The organism is Psychrobacter sp. UBA3483 (assembly GCF_002377905.1).
In the GTDB taxonomy this organism is placed as follows: Bacteria; Pseudomonadota; Gammaproteobacteria; order Pseudomonadales; family Moraxellaceae; genus Psychrobacter.
In genome coordinates, this window is the sequence record NZ_DFQS01000035.1 from 1 (window position 1) to 18,032 (window position 18,032).

At 41.4% G+C, this 18,032-nt stretch carries 12 protein-coding genes; 4 read left to right on the top strand and 8 right to left on the bottom strand.

What is annotated here, in order from left to right; translation table 11 throughout:
- Positions 1-480 precede the first annotated feature (480 nt).
- Both B2866_RS05895 and B2866_RS05900 read left to right on the top strand, forming a co-directional pair.
- The gene (locus tag B2866_RS05895; RefSeq protein ID WP_296191542.1) at positions 481-1,329 is read left to right on the top strand and encodes a PRC and DUF2382 domain-containing protein; all 849 of its coding nucleotides are present in this window, start codon (positions 481-483) and stop codon (positions 1,327-1,329) included.
- A 195-nt stretch (positions 1,330-1,524) separates the two neighbouring features.
- Positions 1,525-2,250, top strand: a complete 726-nt coding sequence (locus B2866_RS05900; protein WP_296191543.1) for a YsnF/AvaK domain-containing protein — start codon at positions 1,525-1,527, stop codon at positions 2,248-2,250.
- A 118-nt stretch (positions 2,251-2,368) separates the two neighbouring features.
- On the opposite strand, the gene B2866_RS05905 is transcribed toward B2866_RS05900, so the two are convergent.
- Both B2866_RS05905 and secA read right to left on the bottom strand, forming a co-directional pair.
- Positions 2,369-2,926, bottom strand: coding sequence for a hypothetical protein (locus B2866_RS05905; protein WP_296191545.1), 558 nt, complete (start codon positions 2,924-2,926; stop codon positions 2,369-2,371).
- A gap of 333 nt (positions 2,927-3,259) precedes the next feature.
- Positions 3,260-6,040: a preprotein translocase subunit SecA gene (secA, locus tag B2866_RS05910; RefSeq protein ID WP_296191547.1), complete on the bottom strand. Its 2,781-nt coding sequence runs from the start codon at positions 6,038-6,040 to the stop codon at positions 3,260-3,262.
- Between the two features lie 424 nt (positions 6,041-6,464).
- On the opposite strand from secA, the gene mutS reads away from it, so the two are divergent.
- Both mutS and fdxA read left to right on the top strand, forming a co-directional pair.
- Positions 6,465-9,563, top strand: a complete 3,099-nt coding sequence (gene mutS / locus B2866_RS05915; protein ID WP_409520889.1) for a DNA mismatch repair protein MutS — start codon at positions 6,465-6,467, stop codon at positions 9,561-9,563.
- Positions 9,564-9,665: 102 nt separating this feature from the next.
- Entirely contained in the window at positions 9,666-9,989 is a 324-nt protein-coding gene (gene fdxA / locus B2866_RS05920; protein ID WP_068406370.1) for a ferredoxin FdxA, read from the top strand.
- A 98-nt stretch (positions 9,990-10,087) separates the two neighbouring features.
- Here fdxA and B2866_RS05925 read toward each other — a convergent pair whose 3' ends face one another.
- The 6 genes from B2866_RS05925 to B2866_RS05950 form a co-directional block, all read right to left on the bottom strand.
- A complete protein-coding gene (locus tag B2866_RS05925; RefSeq protein WP_296191549.1) occupies positions 10,088-10,465 on the bottom strand; it encodes a prepilin-type N-terminal cleavage/methylation domain-containing protein in 378 nt (125 codons plus the stop codon).
- Positions 10,466-10,589: 124 nt separating this feature from the next.
- Positions 10,590-11,930 (bottom strand): O-antigen ligase family protein, encoded by a 1,341-nt coding sequence (locus B2866_RS05930; RefSeq protein WP_296191551.1) that lies wholly within the window; start codon positions 11,928-11,930, stop codon positions 10,590-10,592.
- A 90-nt stretch (positions 11,931-12,020) separates the two neighbouring features.
- Complete coding sequence (locus B2866_RS13245) at positions 12,021-12,422, bottom strand: prepilin-type N-terminal cleavage/methylation domain-containing protein (RefSeq protein WP_409520888.1); 402 nt, start codon at positions 12,420-12,422, stop codon at positions 12,021-12,023.
- Positions 12,423-12,742: 320 nt separating this feature from the next.
- On the bottom strand, positions 12,743-13,198 hold the full coding sequence (locus B2866_RS05940; RefSeq protein WP_296191553.1) for a type IV pilin protein: 456 nt from the start codon (positions 13,196-13,198) through the stop codon (positions 12,743-12,745).
- Positions 13,198-13,767, bottom strand: coding sequence for a prepilin-type N-terminal cleavage/methylation domain-containing protein (locus tag B2866_RS05945; RefSeq protein ID WP_296191555.1), 570 nt, complete (start codon positions 13,765-13,767; stop codon positions 13,198-13,200). The genes B2866_RS05940 and B2866_RS05945 overlap by 1 nt, the downstream gene beginning before the upstream one ends.
- A 1-nt stretch (position 13,768) precedes the next feature.
- A complete protein-coding gene (locus tag B2866_RS05950) occupies positions 13,769-17,992 on the bottom strand; it encodes a PilC/PilY family type IV pilus protein (RefSeq protein WP_296191556.1) in 4,224 nt (1,407 codons plus the stop codon).
- Positions 17,993-18,032 lie beyond the last annotated feature (40 nt).

The following is an 18,032-nucleotide window of genomic DNA, read 5'->3' on the forward strand; positions in this document are numbered from 1 at the left end:
TGCACTTGGTGTGTTAATCTAAGTTTCAAAACCGTATAGCTACTAGCTGTGCGGTTTTTTTATACCTAAAAATGACAAATACAGCAAAGCGGTGCACTACTGTAAGAAAGCCTTAACTTAATTTTATATAGTAACGGCGTCATTTACAGCCTATTACACGCAATTACCTCAAGCGCACACTTTGCTACCTTGCTTATATATCTCATTGAAAATCTGACTGCTACGATAATAACAAGTTGATGGAGAGACGGTTCGTTAATGGCGATTTATTAGTAGCAGTTTATTAATGATAGTGAGATTCTATTAATAATCACAGAAATAATTTTTCCATCCAACCTTGTTAATTTATAAGCGTTCAGTTTAAAACAAGTTTAAAAAAGCAAACGACAGTTTTTGGCAATGCCAACTTTATCGCATTGCCATTTTATAAAAAATAATTATTAATCAAATAAATCTACTCATAAAAAAAGGAAGACAATAATGAGCCAACTAATTCGTTTAAAAGATATCCAAGCAACTCACCGTGACCTAATTGGTGATGACTATTATGATCCAACAGGTAAAACTGCTTATGGCGTTAATGAAGAAAAAATCGGTAAGATTGAAGGCGCTCTAGTAGAAGATACCACTGGTCGTATCCGTTACTTAATCGTTGATGCAGGCGGTTGGTTTAGCTCAAAAGAAGTTTTGGTACCAGCAGGTCTTGCGCGTATCGTCGGTGATGACGTCTTCTTTGATAGCTTAACGCAAGCACAGGTTGAAGCGATGGAAGTCTATGATCATGACTACCAGTATAGCTATAAAGATCAGTACGAAAAAGATCGTAGAGCATTTGTTGCTGATACGGTTCCAGTTGCAGAGCGCATGGAAATCGCTGAACATAACTATGATGCGCCAAATACGTTAGAATTATTAGAAGAACGCCTAACCGTTAATAAAGATCGTATCGTTGCAGGTCTGGTAAAAGTTGGTAAGCATGTGGTTACTGAAGAGCGCAACATTGATGTTGATCTTGAAGAAGAGCATGCCAATATCCAACGTACCAATGTAGATCGTCCAACAGATCGCCGTATCGGTGATGTAGATGGCAATCAAACCGTAGAAGTTGAACTAGAAGCGGAACGTGCTCGTGTCAACAAAGAAACCTATGTTACCGAAGAAGTAAACGTTGGTAAAACCACCGAGCGTCATACTGAGACAATCGCTGAAACCATCCAACGTGAAGAGTTAGACATCGATGGCGACGGTAACGTGGTTGACCGTGAAGGTAACCTATTTGATCGTGATGATATCACTGCCGAAGATGTCCGCCGCGCTCGTGGTATGTAATATGCCATACTTTCGCGCTGTGCATACTCTTTAAGGAAGATTTCTTAGCAATTGATAATAAGAAATCATCGTTAGAAAAACGACTGTTAAATATGCATCATGCAATAGTAATGAGCAGCTGAGTGCTAAGCTCAGTGAATAAGACCAGAGCTTGCCTCTGGTCTTTTTTTATATCTCTTTTTAAGGAACATAACCATGACTACCGACGACAATAAAGTTAAATCGCCACCAACCAATCACCAAGCATCTTTGGCAACCACTCCTACTTCGCATTTAGAGCAAATTGCCAATCACAGCGGTGAGAATAAATTACCCGCGCCTAATTTAGCCACTTCCGATTTATCCAATACCAATCAGCAGCAAATTGCGGCAAGCAACGCACAAGATGGTTTACATTTAGCGCATCATTTAGCAAGCCATCAAACCGATAAAAGTGATGGTGGTTATTTAGAATTATTAGAAGAGCGTCCTGTCATTAACAAAGAACGCTTGGATGTTGGCAAGGTCACGGTAACTAAGCACACGCGCACCAAAACCATTGAAGTACCTATTGAATTGGTAGAAGAATATATTACCGTACGTACCGACTATCAAGATGCCCAAAGTCAGGATTTATTATCCGGTGATTATGATGATAAGGACATATTGCGTCATGTTGAGCCATCGCTAGATAGTAAAGCGGTGGTGACCATCAATGGTAAGCAGATTGAGATTGGTGACGCGCCGATTGAGATTGTCTTATCGCGTCAGGTAGCGACGATTACCAAAGACACCCATGTGATCCAAGAAATACAGATTAATAAAACCACGCATACCCATACCGATAGCATTCAAGTAGCGCTACAACATGAAGAGCTAGACGTTCATGAAGAAGGTTATCTAGCCCATGAGCAACAAAACAATGCGGCTGACAAAAAATAAAGCTTAGAGAAGATGAATTTTAGGAAAAATAACGCTTACATAAAATAAACCCACTTTTTTAAAAGTTACATAAAAAAAGCAACGTCAACGTTGCTTTTTTTATTGGCTAAATTTGCACTTAAGCAGCTGTTTCTGCCGTTTTGGTTTCAGATGTTGGTGACGTTTTACATTCATAAGTGCTGACATTTTCTGCATCGGCGCCAGCAGTACGCATCACACCGGTTTCACGATCTTCATGAGCCACACGCCACTGAACAAAGCCCTCGCCACCGTCAAAAGCCGTATCTAGATTGAAAACTTCAGGGTTGGTCGCATCATTGGTTTTGGTCAACGTTACCGTCCCTTGAGCGGTTTCAAGAATCACTTGCTTATCAGCGTCTTTATAAGTCGCTTCAACGGCTAGTGCCGGTGAACATGAGTAGCTCATTTGGTTGACGCTAGAATTAACAGAGGCGATGGTATCGTCTTCTACATCGCTTACCGGCGCGTCTACCACGACATCACTTGGCTCCGCAGGCTCAGCGGACATAGGCACCGACTGCTCTTCACTGATACTGTCTTCTAGACTTGGCTCTGGCTCCTGCTGTTGTTGACAGGCACTAATCGTCATCGCGCCAGCGAGCAGACCTGTAAGAACGACAGAGGTGCGAAATTGTTTTAATAATTCTATATTCATGACACTCTCCAAAAAAATATGTTAAACACTATAGCGTGTCTACAAATTCAAGCCTATGCTGAATTTGTAATTAATCACTACAAAATCGCTGCTACTTTTATAAGCTTAATTTTTAGACCATTTATTAACACAGTCAAATTATTAACAGAGCCAAATCATTAACCGAACCAAAGTAACTTAAAAACGCTAAAGATTAAAAGGAAAAGATACTGCTGGGATAATTTTTTCCTATCGAAATTCTTATGGCTATAAATCTTATCACTATAAAAAAGTCCCTATCTCAATAAGACAGGGACTTTTTATCATAGCTTAACAATGGTTGATTATCAATATTTAGATTTTACCGTGACACTGCTTATACTTTAGTCCTGAACCACAAGGACAGGGCGCGTTACGGCTGATATTCATCCCAGCGTATGGGTCAGGCTCACTGGCATTGTTGCTACCACTACCCGCGATAGCACCTGCTGCTACACCAGCAGCAACACTACGGCTTTGGGCAGCTGCGCGCTCTACGCCGCCATCCATATTGTCGATATCACTGTGCTCAAACTGCATTTGCATGTGCGCGGCGTTTTCACGCTGCTGGGCTTCTAACGCTTCTAATTCTTCTTTGGTTGGGATATGGACGCGTGATAAATCTTGTACGGTTTCAGATTTAATTGCACCAAGCATCATTTGGAACAGCTCAAAGGATTCACGCTTATATTCTTGCTCAGGATTTTTTTGCGCATAACCACGCAGATGGATACCTTTACGTAGCTGATCCATTTGGGTTAAATGCTCTTTCCAATGCTTATCCAAACTTTGTAGCATAAAATGACGCTCAAGCTGGGCGGCATCTTTTTCGCCCATCTGCTCACGGCGAGCATGATAACGATCCAATGCCGTTTGGATGATTTTGGCACGTAAGCCTTCTTCATCTAGGCGGCGGTCTTCATCCAGCCAATCGTTAATCGGCATTGAAATTTTAAACTCATCTTCAAGCTCGTCTTCTAGACCATCGATATTCCACTGATCATCGATAGACCCTGGCGGGATAAACTGATCAATCATGGCGTTGTAGACTTCATGATGCATCACTTCGATGGCCTCCAATAAGTCCATCTCTGCAAGCAAGTCATCGCGCTGACCATAGATTACTTTACGCTGCTCATTGGCGACGTCATCGTATTTCAATAGATTTTTACGGGCATCAAAATCGCGACTTTCGACTTTACCTTGGGCATTTTCAATCGATTTTGAGACCATTTTATGTTCAATGGCTTCGTCTTCTTTTAGCCCCATGGCACGCATCATATTCACCACGCGATCACCGGCGAAGATACGCATCAAGTCATCTTCAAGCGATAAGAAAAAGCGTGACATCCCAGGGTCACCTTGACGACCGGCACGACCACGCAGCTGGTTATCGATACGGCGTGATTCATGACGCTCAGAGCCAATGATATGTAGGCCACCAGCCGCAACGACTTGGTCGTGTTTGACCTGCCATTCTGCTTTTAGGCGCGCCATCTCTTCCGGACTAACCGCATCAATGTCTTCGATAAACGACTGCCAGTTACCGCCCAAGATAATATCGGTACCACGACCTGCCATGTTGGTGGCGATGGTCACCGCTTTTGGACTACCCGCCTGCGCGATAATTTCTGCCTCACGCTCGTGCTGCTTGGCGTTTAGGACATTATGCTTAATGCCTTCTTGATCGAGCAGATAAGACAACTCTTCACTGGCCTCAATCGTCGCCGTACCCACTAAGACCGGCGCACCTTTGGCTTGGATTTCTTTAATCTCGCGGATGATACCTTTGTATTTACCTAACTTGGTTAAGAAAATTTGGTCATCCATATCGATACGGGCAATCGGCTCATGGGTTGGAATCACGATGACGTCTAGGTCATACGTTGATTTAAATTCTGCCGCTTCGGTATCAGCGGTACCCGTCATACCAGATAATTTATCATAGAGACGGAAATAGTTCTGGAATGTCGTGGTCGCAAGGGTTTGGTTTTCCGCTTGAATCTCGACATTTTCTTTGGCTTCGACCGCTTGGTGCAAGCCTTCTGACCAGCGGCGACCGGGCATGGTACGACCGGTATTTTCATCAACGATGACCACTTCGCCGTCGTCAACGATATAATGGACGTTTTTAACGAAAACATGATGGGCACGAATCGCTGCTTGTACGTGAGCAAGTAGCGGCAAACGACTGGGACTATATAAACTTTCGTTTTCGCCAAGCTCGCCCACTTCGATTAAGAAGCGCTCAATTTTCTCGTAGCCTTTTTCGCTGATTTCGATTTGACGATTTTTTTCATCAATCCAAAAATCTTCGTCTTCGTTATTCTTATTGGCTTCTTCATCTTTTGAGCGTTTAAGCCTTGGAATAATGGTATTAATCAGCGCATACATGCGTGATGAATCTTCCGCTTGCCCCGAGATAATCAGCGGCGTACGCGCCTCATCGATTAAGATAGAGTCAATTTCATCAATGATACAATAATTTAGCGGACGCTGTTTTTTCTCAGCGAGGCTAAAGACCATGTTATCGCGCAGATAATCAAAGCCGTACTCGTTATTGGTACCGTAGGTGATATCCGCTTGATAAGCGTCGATTTTTTCTTGTGGTGGCTGCTGCGAATAAATAACGCCAACCGTCATACCCAAAAAGCCAAACAATGGACGGTTTAGCTCGGCATCACGCGCCGCCAAATAATCGTTGACCGTAACCAAATGCACGCCTTTGCCGCTGATAGCATTGAGGTACATCGCCAAAGTACCCATTAAGGTTTTACCCTCGCCGGTTTTCATCTCAGCGATTTTGCCTTCGTGCAAGGTGATACCACCGATAAGCTGCACGTCGTAGTGACGCATGCCATTAACGCGTAACGATGCTTCGCGGCAGACGGCAAACGCTTCTGGTAATAAGGCGTCTAAGCTTTCACCTTGTTGGTGTCTTTCTTTAAATTCTGCGGTTTTTTGTTGTAATTGCTCATCAGACAGGGCTTGAATGTCAGCCTCATATGCGTTGATTTTGCTGACCACGCGGCGCATGCGCTTAAGTTCGCGGTCATTTTTGGTGCCAACGACACTGCCTATAATCTTTGATAACATAATTTTTGACCTATGGAAATATTCGATAATTAGTGCGCATTCGCCAAGGCTTTATATATTGCCGCCTGGTCATTACAATCATCACAGCCATCACCGACTAACTACCTTTAAATACCTTATTGATTAACAAAGCACTGATTAACAAGGTACTGCCTAATGATGAGTCGCTTAATGAAGTATCGCCCAATTAAGTGTGCCGTCATTATATATGGTTATGACGCCGATGGATACAAGGGCAGCGAGTAGATATTTGCCGACGTAAAAAGGTCGCTGAACGTGTTAAAATAGGGCTTATATCCTTAATTTAACCGCTGTTTCGCGCCATTCATAAACGCAACTATCTGACAGCATTCACCGCTAATTTATTCTAAAAAACACCCATTGTGTCTAAGCAAACCCATTTAAGCATCATAAGAGATTCTGCATGACCGTAAAACCATCTGCGCAAAACCCTAACGCCTTAACATTTAATAAACCTGACCCTTTAAACGCTAAGCACTTAAAATCAGAGCATGTAAAATCACAGCAAGTAAGCGACGATCAGTTACTAATCGGCGATGCTATTTATCATTTGGCCGATCATACGCCAATGATGGTGCAATATCTGACCATGAAAGCCAACTATCCACAAGCGTTATTGCTGTACCGGATGGGTGATTTTTATGAGTTATTTTTTGACGATGCCAAACGTGCAGCACAAATATTAGACATCACATTGACCCGCCGCGGCACCGATAAAGCTGGTAATACCATTGCCATGGCTGGCGTGCCGTTTCATGCTGCTGATAGCTATATGGCGCGCCTGATTGCCGCTGGGCAAACCGTGGTTGTTTGTGAACAAATTGACGACTCGGGCACTAGCAGCTCCAATACGCCGACGATGGGCGATAAGCAGAAAAAAGATAAAAGTAAATCGGCGGCTGGTAGCATCATGCGCCGTGAAGTGGTTAAAACCCTGACCGCTGGAACCATCACTGATGACGCCCTAATTGCGCCCAATCATACGCCAACTGTCGTTGCCATTGATATTGCGCTGCCAAAAGCGAATAGCAAGCAACCGTTACAAGCGGCCATTAGCCAAATGGATTTAGCCGCTGGAACGTTAACGACGCAAACAGTAAATGTTAATAATAACGATATCGAAGATTTACAAACCCAAATGCTCACGGTGCTGGCACGTTTCGCCCCTAGTGAATGTATCATTAGCGAAGCACTCGGTGAACAAGCTGGAGAAAATTGGTCGTTGTGGCTACGTCAAAGTTTAGACTGCCCTATTATAGAAGTGGCAGCCAATGACTTTCATCGTCAGCATGCCAGCGCAACCCTTTGTCAACAATTTGACGTTCAGCGTCTCGATGGGCTTGGTATTAACGGTGCTACGCTTAGCCAGTCTAGCTGTGCGGCATTAATACACTATGCACGGCAGACCCAGCAGCGCCATATACCGCAACTGAATCAGCTTATCGTAGAATATAGCGATGACTATTTAATTATCGATGCTAATAGTCAGCAAAATCTCGAATTGTTTACGCCAGTCAGCAGTAATGGTACATCGCTGATATCGGTGCTTAATCACTGTCAAACGCCGATGGGACGACGCTTACTTGTGCAGCAGATGAAACGCCCGCTACGTCAGCATGCGCGTATTAACCTGCGTTTAGATGCGATCACTAATCTTTTGCAGAAAACAAATCAAGCTGGTGAAAACAACCATATTAAGCAAAATTTAGAAAATAGCTCATTAGTCAGCCGTCTACGCGAAACCTTAAATACCATCGGTGATATCGAGCGAATCACTAGCCGTATCGGTCTAATGAGCGCCAAACCGCGTGACCTGCGTAAGCTCGCCGACGGTATCGCTAGTAGCACCCAACTCACTACCCTACTGAGCAATGCAGGTATCAGTCATGAGCAGGCAGGCTTATTACCCATGCTGATGCAGCAATTGCCCGAGCAGCTACCCGCGGTAAAATCTGTCGCCGAGCTGATTGAGCGCGCTATTGTCATAGAGCCACCTGCCCATATCCGTGATGGTGGCATGCTAGCCGCGGGCTATGATGCTGAGTTTGATCGTCTCACCCACTTGCATGACAATATCCAAGTAACATTAGATGAGATGCTAGAGCGCGCGCGTATCGATAACCAACTACCCAGCTTAAAAGTAGGCTTTAATAAAGTCAGCGGTTTTTATTTTGAACTACCTAAAATGCAGGCAAAAAATGCCCCTGCGCACTTTATCCGGCGGCAAACACTCAAAAGCAGCGAGCGTTTTATTACTGATGAGTTAAAAGCAGTCGAAACCGAATATCTAAGCGCGCAAAGCTTAGCCTTGACTCGTGAAAAGCAGCTGTATCACGAGCTATTGACTAGATTAGGTAACCATTTAGCGGAATTACAACAGCTGAGCGCGGCTATCGCGCAAATAGATGTGCTTAGTAATTGGGCACAACTTGCGACCCTCTATGATTGGCAACGTCCAGTCATGGGTAATGACTTACAAGATGGTAACTTATTAAAAGATGGCAGCCAAACCAGTATCGATATCAAACAAGGTCGTCATGTCGTTGTCGAAGCTGCGCTAAATCCTACCAACATTAACAATACTATTCAACAAAGCAGTACGAAACCTAGCAGCTATTTTGTCGCCAATGACTGTGCGCTCGGCAGCGCCTCAAGCCCTGAACGCCTCCTCATGATTACCGGTCCTAACATGGGTGGCAAATCGACCTATATGCGCCAAACAGCATTGATTGTCCTACTGGCCCATTGTGGTAGCTTCGTGCCAGCAGCGCGTGCTCATATTGGTGATATCGACCGTATCTTTACTCGTATTGGCTCAGCTGATGATTTGGCGGGTGGTAAGTCTACCTTTATGGTGGAGATGATTGAAACCGCTAATATCCTCAATCAAGCAACCAATAAATCGCTGGTACTGATGGATGAAGTCGGACGCGGCACCGCAACTACGGACGGTCTAGCAATCGCTCATGCTTGCGTCAACAGGCTACTAGAGATTGGCTGCCTGACACAATTTGCCACCCATTATTTTGAATTGACGCAATTGGTCAACAATGCTGAAAGCCAACACGCTAGCATTCGTAATGTGCATGTTGCCGCCAGTGAAGTCGATGGTCAACTGCTACTACTTCATCAAATCCGCGAGGGCGCGGCAAGCTCTAGCTTTGGGCTGCATGTGGCAAAAATGGCGGGGATTCCAACTCAGGTATTAAATGATGCTAAGCGGTATTTAGTAGATAATTTAAAAACTGAAAGTGTCAAAACCATTGATGATAAAAATGACTTAGCTAAGTCAGTAAAGGATGAAAGCACGCAGATTTATGATAGTGAACCAAAGCAAACAAAGGAAGACATCGTTAGCCCAAGTCAAAGTATCGCTACCATTCCACAGCAAAATCAATTATTTAGCTTGAAAGAAGAGCTGGCAGCAATTAATCCTGATAATCTAACACCGAAGCAGGCGCACGATTTACTTTATCATTTAAAGGAAATCATTAGTCATTAAAGGGATTTGTCAAATAGTGGCAAAAGCGCTAAAATATGTCTTATTTTCAGCTATAGTACTTACAATGGTACTTTGCCAAACCAATAACAGGTAGACATCACTATGACCTTTGTCGTTACAGATAACTGCATTCTTTGCAAATACACCGACTGTGTGGAAGTCTGTCCTGTGGACTGCTTTTATGAAGGACCGAACTTCCTCGCCATCGACCCAGATGAGTGCATCGACTGCGCGCTATGCGAGCCTGAATGTCCTGCCAATGCGATCTTCTCAGAAGATGAAGTACCAAAAGGGCAAGAAGTATTTATTCAGCTAAATGAAGAGCTGGCACAAAAATGGCCAAACATCACCGAGATGAAAGGTCAATTGCCAGAAGCGGCAAAGTGGGATGGCGTGGAAGGTAAGATTCAGTATTTGGAGAAGTAAATAGTTTTTTAAAACTGATTAGTTTACTAAGACAATAACAAATCACCTAATGGCGTATGCTGCTAGGTGGTTTTTTATTTATAAATGAAAGTAAAAGCTTAAGGTAATACTATGCAGGGGGTGCCGTTAGGAATATCGCATTCAATGTGAGCATTAGAAGGAGTTTTTGCGATTGCTTCAATCTTTTGCCAAGTGTTTAGTGTCCAACCTGTAGCATCTGTAATAGATTGACAAGAACTCAAGATTGGTGAGCTTGGAGTTGAAGCAGAGTCTTCATCATTTAATAAAATGAAAACCTCGTTACCGTAACTCTTAGCTTCTGATAAACAAGCATTGGCACGTGCCTTGTTCGAGTAAACCTGGTATGCAGGCATAGCGATAGCTGCTAGTATCCCAATGATAGCAATCACAATCATCATCTCAATCAAGGTAAACCCTGACTGATCGCTAAAGTGGCGATCCAAAGGTAACAACATTATAACCACCAGTATTTTAAAAGACACCTTACCATTGCACACACTATGCCATTGATACTCTTATACTTATATCGCAATAGCACTATTAATAAACCTACGCGCTATGTTATACGTTTATCCTAATTTATAGTTGGTATCCATATACCCAAAAACGTGGCGGTGTAATAGGTGTCTCCGAAGACAAGGCATTAGTATGGCTTAAAAGATAAATGAACCAGATACTTATTACTAAATAAATCATCACTGGTAGCATTCGATGCGTCATACTCTGTCGGTGCGTAATTACCTGATTAAAATGGCTAGAATAAGAAAACTGGGGGCTTTTTAATAAGAACACAAATAACCATAATAACGCCATTTGAGTGACTGGATAAATATGAACCCCTGAAAAAAACAAGTCCACTCCAACTGCCAAAAGCGCAGCCATAACAAAATAAGAATGAGGTTGCGACCAGTCGATTCTTTTTATGATCATAAATATAATATAAATTAGAAACCCAAAACCTAATAGTCCTATTTCGGTTAATACTTGGATAAATAGATTATGAGGATGGGCAGATAAGTTTGGATACTGTTCTAACTGATAAAAACCGCAGCCTATTATTGGATGCTGTGACCAACAGTGATAAGCATTCACCCATAAGTCTATACGCCCACTCGACGATTCACGAGCAACCTGTAAACTCATCCCATCACTACCGCTTGTATTAGCGAAGCTAGCAGCATAAGTGACTGATAGATAGGCAAGCCATGATGCCGCATATACAAAAATAAAATGCCAACGTACATGCCGGTACGCTATACATACTATCGCAGTAAATAAAGTATAAGCAATGGTTGCCGAGCGCCCAGCATCTAAAAGAATAGCAAAAAAAGCCAAAAATAGGAATAATAAGTATAAGTAACGGTAAGCTTGTTTAGTCAAATAAAACCAGACAGCGAAAACAGACAGGATCAAAAAGTAGCTGTCGTAAACCCGTATATTCCACCTTAGCGGATACCAAATAGCTTGATAATTACCAGTAGCGATATAGTCCCACAAGGCAAATGGCAACTGTATAAACATTGTTATGCTTGCTAAAACGATTGTTTTGCTAGTGAGCTGGCGATAATTTAAAAACTTAAAACACTGGTATAAAAGATAAGCTAAAAATAACTCAGTGATGACAAAAGCAGGCTGTGCCCAAAAAAAACCACCGATAGCAATAAAGGCAAAAAAGAATAACTCAACCTTTGAAACAGAAAGGCGCCTATATAGCAATGCCATCAAAGCAAAAATTAATAATAAAGCTACTTCTATGACTCGATATTCGTTATAAAAAGAAAGATCATCTCTCGAAGTTATGCCAAAAATAAATAGTAAAAAATAAAAGACTATTAATAGCTCTTTTGTTAAATAAGTCCTGATACAAGTAGTCAAAGAATGTAAGCTTTCTTGTTTATTAGAAATTTTATTTTTAGGCATAAAAGGTCTTAATATATAGTTGACAATAAAAAAGGCCAAACATTAAGTTTGACCTTTAAATTAACATTATTTCTTAAATAAAGTTTATTACTAGGTAGTAGTAGAGCAAGCAGCACTAGTGCTTACATTACATTGTACTTTAGTACCTGTAGTACCTTTAACAGGAGTTGCTGTGATAGTAGTAATCCCTTCTAAATGTGCAGCAGTTGATGGAACTGCGTCAACTCCAGGGACACCCGTACCGGCATAAGTGATCGTCTTACAATGCGGCATCTCGCTTACAGCTGGTAATACACCGAAATTAGGCTTGTCTGCAATTTTTTCTGCTGCTATTAATCCTGAGAATGACCTTAACTCAGAAGTACAAGAAGCTACATTGGCTTTTTGCGTATAACTTTGATAAGCAGGGATAGCGATTGCAGCTAGGATACCAATAATAGCAACAACGATCATTAGTTCGATTAAGGTAAAACCTTTTTGAGCAGTGTTCATATGAACTCCTTTTGGGGTATATAAAGATAAGTGGCTGTTGTTGATACAGTCGCGTTTTATCTTTAGGGATATAATCTATTTTTCTCTTACCATAAATATTGCAGTTATTATGCCAATCTAATATTTATCATGATTTTTCTTATCTATTAGATCTTTATAGAACAACTTTTGCTTGCAAGTTATCTTTGCAGCATCTTATACGTGACATTAAGTAACCAATGTTACGTTTAGACTACCGAGAAACGTCAGTATAATAATTTTTAGTAGTAAAAGGTAATGACTTCTGACAATTTTTGTCAGTTATTATTTCACTCTACTTCTTAATCATTCCATTCACTGCCAGTCCCGCATTTTTTGTCTGTACCCTTGATTCGACATTTGATGCCTTGATAGTTTAGCGTCAAATTACCATCGCCTGCCATTTGTCCTGCCTTGGGAGTAGCAGTGATAGTCCATTGGGCAGTGAGTGGATTAGAAAAGCTGACAGTATAAAGATCTTTACCTTGATAGGGATAATTACCACCCAGTCCTGAAACCAAGCTATTATTATATGTACCTTGCGTTAATTTTCGGCGTTCAATCTGTGCAGCAATGTTCTGCATCTCACTCATCATATCTGTACGCTTAGTTTTGATGATATAGCGCTGATAGTTTGGATAGGCAATTGCCGCTAAAATACCAATGATGGCAACGACAATCATTAGCTCTATCAAAGTAAAGCCACGCTGCTTTCCTATCAAGCGGGTTGCTACTTTATCATTAACACTTATGCTCATTACCACCTTCCTTGATTGGTACCACAGTCAGTATCTGCTATTAGTACCTCAGTAGTATTCTGACAACTTAGACCGCTACTAGTAAGCATAAAATAATTGGCGTTTTTAGTGATTCCTAACGGGTTTGGAGTGGCAAGCATCTTCCAGCTTCTACCTGTCGTATTATCAATATCTGTATTATTAGCAGGTACTAATGAGCTACCAGTACTAGCACCATCAACGAGAGTAATCTGATAACGATAATTTGTCGAATTACTTCCCTGAGGTACATAGATAGTTTTATCGCTATCGTCGTATTTATAAGTTACCGTACTATTATTCGAAACCACTGGCGGCTTAAAGCCTTTATAGGTTAATGCTGAAGCTCGCCAACGATTCAACTGTATTTCCAATTGCAACATTTTAGCTTGTACATCACGCTCCGCATTGATAACCGCATAGCGACGATAGCTGGGAATAGCGATAGCCGCTAATATGGCTATAATAGCTACTACCACCATAAGCTCAATCAAGGTAAAGCCGGCTGAAGATGGTCGTCTATTAATAGAGCGTTTCAAGTACGGTGTCATTTTACTTATCCTTTTCGTACAACTCATACCATCTTTTTGGTATAAACTTATACTTTTCATACCCTAGAAGACTATCACTTGTCGCTTTGCCATTGGTCGCGACTACGCTATCAGACTTACCACCACTTCCTGTCGTACCATCGTTTACTATCGTGTTGTTAGTAATTTGCAGACCAGCTTTATTGGTCTGATTGAGTCCACCTGAGCCAACTCCATAGTCATTTCTGTTGCCTGTAGCTTTTTTGACTTGATCCGCTAACGATTGATTGCCAATAAGCATCTTCACATTACGTTTGTCTTTACTATAAGCACCCAATGTCAGCTCTTGTATGCCTTTACCAGCTCTTGTATATCCAGCAGTTCCATCAATAGAGCTTTCATCACTACATATACCATAAGGCATACAATATACTTGGCGTTCTGAACCGCCTACTACCCTTGCAGAACAGTTGTCCGCTTGATCGTAGACCATCTCAGGACTAAAAGCTGTAGTATATAGACGATTACCATAAGCTAAAGGCTCCCCTACCGACTTAATGCCTGATAGATTGCTATATCCATCAAAATTGGTCAGAGGATAGCGCCAGCCTGCATAGTCATAAACATAACGTTTTTTGGCAGCTTTATACTCTCCTTTAGCCATGGCATCTAGCACTTGTTTACGAGTCGTTAAAGCTTTTAAAGTAGCATTTTGGTTAAAAGGTAAACTAACAAGGTCATTGGCTGTTTTGTCTTTTACAGTCAATTCTCCAGCTGTATAGCCAAAAATCCCAGGTTGAGCGATATCATAATCAAAAAGATTAAATAAATAGTTAGGATTAGTCGTGTTTCTCAGCATAGATAGCGGGGTACTACGGTCTCCAGAAGCTACCGTCACTGATGCAAATATCTCTTGATAAGGGCTGGTATAGAAGCTAACGATTGGTCGCTCATAGAATCGATATGGTACTGTCTGGTCATCCGAGCTGGCCTTAAGTACTCTGACCACTCGTTTAACTAGACTAGCATTTGCCGCACCTGCGTTTAGATCCACACGATAAACACTACCGCCCAAATCAGCGTAGTAGAGATGATCAACATTACCATCATCATCACGATCCAGTGCTGTAACCCCAGCTACTACACTATGCTTCATACTGTCGACTTTGGTATGATGCGTGCCAGTATCGCTACCTGATATAGAAGATATGATACTGCCATCATTAGCATCTAATATATAAACAGCATTGCCTTCAGCCTGTGTTTTTTTATCACAACTCGTGTTGTCGCCGCTTGTTTTTAGTTTAAAGCTTGGATTCTCGTAGCACATATCATAGCCACCAGCGACAATCACTACGTCTTTAGACTCATATTTATTTGTATCTTTTTTGACTCTAATTTTTGCTACAGTAGGCTCACTCCACACTTGTCCTAAGCGTGAGAAACCAGGATCACCTGGTGTCTGAGTGTCGCCCGGTATCTTCGAAAATAATAGCGTTGGTTTATCAGATGTAGCGAGGTTCAAACCATAGACACCTTTGCCGCCCATTCTTAGACCACCGTAAGCCTTCACCGAAGTGGCTTGTACTTTCTTAGCCGCTTCTGAAAACTTATATTCTAAAACTGAGCTACTCGTCCAAGGTGCATCTACGCCAAATACCGTTCTTCCTATAGCTCCTTCACTATCCGCCTTTAAAGCCTTTAATTGCTCTTTGATTATAGTTTTAGGAATAAAGGCAAATGTTTCTTCGCCTTTTTCTGCTGAGACCAGATGCAATGCACCGTCCATAGAGCCAAACATGATGTAGTCATCACGATCTTTTTCTTCGTTGGAGATTTCTCCGTCATCAGTAAACGTGGCGCCGTAAGAGACCTGTCTTGGTTTTGAGTGCACCACCCCTCCTAGCACTTTCACTTCTTGTGCCGGTGGGTTTTTTACTATGGTATTAAATGCTGATGTTTGCTTAGCTAAGGTGTCTAAACTTGCAATAAAGTTGGCGTCGTTTGCTGGTGCGTTGTAACCTAAAAAGGAAAGCAAATATAATTTTTCTTTGACATTATAGTCGCTATCTAGGTTTTCAAAACCCTTTACCTCACCATTTACTACCTGAATATTGACAAGCTTTTTATCATTTCCACTACCACTTTCAACATAAACATTACGAGTACTATTAGCAGAAACTCCAGCAGTTGGTGCTTTGAGACGAGCATAAGCTCCACCAGCATAGACCGCATTATTGGCAACAATACCGTTATCGTTTCTATAATCTCCAAGACTCCATAAGTCTTGAGCTGTTTTGCTTAAGTCATCTGGAAAGCCATCCTTATCATCATCTACATATAATCTAGCCGATTCTGGAAATGGAAATGAAGACTTGCCATACAATGTGCCTTGATAGACATTATATTTTTTTAGATTGCCAGGCCACACATATTTTGAGTCAGCAATTTTTGGCTCAAGCATAGGTAGATAAGCAAAGGGTTGTAGATTAGTAGAACTCAATGGATCATTGGGAATAGTAATGGTACCTGATGGAGCAGTCTCAATAATCTGAGTTAATTTAGCGGTAAAGCTTTTCACACTATCAGCAATACTCGAGGCATCTGTCGTATAGTAAAAACCACCGCCGCCATATGCTTCGCTGCCTAATTTACATAAGTTCTTTGCATCAGTAGAAGGTGTAATAGATGAGTTAGGGTCTTTTTCATCACAGTGATAGACCGTTTTGCCGCTACCATCTACTGATGTCTTGATACCATCAAACGTCTTACCAAATCCTACTGCAGCGGTTAATATTGAACGCTTGGAAGGGTTGGTTACATCTCTTAATTTCTTAGAATAGTCGCCCATACATGACCATGCGCCTTCCCATGACCCACTATTACCTCCTTTCCCATCCGGCAAACCTCCAGAACAACTATCTGTTAGACTTAAGGAGCTACTATTACCAGTTAAACTTAAATTCATTAAATTAGAAGCAATAGCACTAGAAGAACCATTTGGCTCACCATCGGTTAAAAAGTACACCCCATAACCACTACACTGTGATTCAGAGACTGGAGCTATATAATTGAGATAATCATTGGCCGGATCTTTAGTATCTTGATTTGATACGGTATAGCCACTGTGGGCTGTATCATTAATTACTTTAACTTTTCCTAGGTTTTTCAGATAATAACGAGTTCCTGATGTTCCGTAATAGTCATTAATTTCATTTGATACGTATCTTTTCCCTTCACTATCATATGCAGATAAACTATCTACTGACCTATCATCACTTCTTAAGGTTTTAACTTCGTTATACCGAGCTTCACTTTCACAGTCATAAATACTGTTACTTCCTAACTTAGAAATTCCCTCAGAATTTTTACTACATTGATAAAACGTATATTTCCAGTTATTTCTGCTTCCGCTAGAAATAACTTTACCCAATACTTTATAAGCGTTAACTTCTTCTAGTTTAACTGTACTTGTACCCATCATATATGCTCCTGCTTCCGCATAAGCATTAGCAGCAGGTGTACCGTTATAAACGGTCAAGCCTTTTACAGCATTGATCAGTTTGATACGTTGGTCGTCGTCTAGCTTTTTAGCAGGCACAATAATACGACCTGCTTTACTATCAGCCTGCCCATCTCCATCTTTATCAACAGAGTAATTGCCTAAACCAATCATATTCTTTTCTGATAAGGTATAATTACCGTTACTGTCTTTTTGTGAAAACAATTGGATCAGAGCATCTTGTAACATGGTGATACGGTCATAATAGTTTTCACTGCCTCTTTCTTCTATCCAAGTACTGCTACTCCAATAACCTTTTTTACAACTTTTTAAGCTATAATCAATCTTTGTACTGCCGATTACAACGCTTTTATTATCGGCTGACCCATGAACTTTAAAAGCATTATCATTTTTATAAGACCAAGAAAGACTACCATTCCAATTCTTGGTTATATTCCAGACACAGCTAAATCCATAGTCTTCGACCATACTATCAACTGCATAGTTAGATCTGGTACTGGTACCCATAGACCCTGATGTATCAAGCATTAGAGTCAGTACCGCACCACCTGACTCAGCTGCTTTGTATATCTCAAGGTCACCCAAGTCATTTCTACCGGCATTGACAGGTATCGCTATCATAGAGAGCGCGATAGCACAAGATAGCGGCAACATCAGAGGCTTAACGATCTGATTAACTCTAGAGCACTTTGAGTGTTGGCTGATATTATTTTTTAAAATCATAGTAAATACTCTTTTTAATAACAGATGTTAAACAATCTAA

What these genes read in the sequence shown, in the direction of transcription:
- B2866_RS05895 (WP_296191542.1), top strand. Translation starts at nt 481, where the DNA reads ATGAGCCAACTAATTCGTTTAAAAGATATCCAAGCAACTCACCGTGAC.
- B2866_RS05900 (WP_296191543.1), top strand. Translation starts at nt 1,525, where the DNA reads ATGACTACCGACGACAATAAAGTTAAATCGCCACCAACCAATCACCAA.
- B2866_RS05905 (WP_296191545.1), bottom strand. Translation starts at nt 2,926, where the DNA reads ATGAATATAGAATTATTAAAACAATTTCGCACCTCTGTCGTTCTTACA.
- secA (WP_296191547.1), bottom strand. Translation starts at nt 6,040, where the DNA reads ATGTTATCAAAGATTATAGGCAGTGTCGTTGGCACCAAAAATGACCGC.
- mutS (WP_409520889.1), top strand. Translation starts at nt 6,465, where the DNA reads ATGACCGTAAAACCATCTGCGCAAAACCCTAACGCCTTAACATTTAAT.
- fdxA (WP_068406370.1), top strand. Translation starts at nt 9,666, where the DNA reads ATGACCTTTGTCGTTACAGATAACTGCATTCTTTGCAAATACACCGAC.
- B2866_RS05925 (WP_296191549.1), bottom strand. Translation starts at nt 10,465, where the DNA reads ATGTTGTTACCTTTGGATCGCCACTTTAGCGATCAGTCAGGGTTTACC.
- B2866_RS05930 (WP_296191551.1), bottom strand. Translation starts at nt 11,930, where the DNA reads ATGCCTAAAAATAAAATTTCTAATAAACAAGAAAGCTTACATTCTTTG.
- B2866_RS13245 (WP_409520888.1), bottom strand. Translation starts at nt 12,422, where the DNA reads ATGAACACTGCTCAAAAAGGTTTTACCTTAATCGAACTAATGATCGTT.
- B2866_RS05940 (WP_296191553.1), bottom strand. Translation starts at nt 13,198, where the DNA reads ATGAGCATAAGTGTTAATGATAAAGTAGCAACCCGCTTGATAGGAAAG.
- B2866_RS05945 (WP_296191555.1), bottom strand. Translation starts at nt 13,767, where the DNA reads ATGACACCGTACTTGAAACGCTCTATTAATAGACGACCATCTTCAGCC.
- B2866_RS05950 (WP_296191556.1), bottom strand. Translation starts at nt 17,992, where the DNA reads ATGATTTTAAAAAATAATATCAGCCAACACTCAAAGTGCTCTAGAGTT.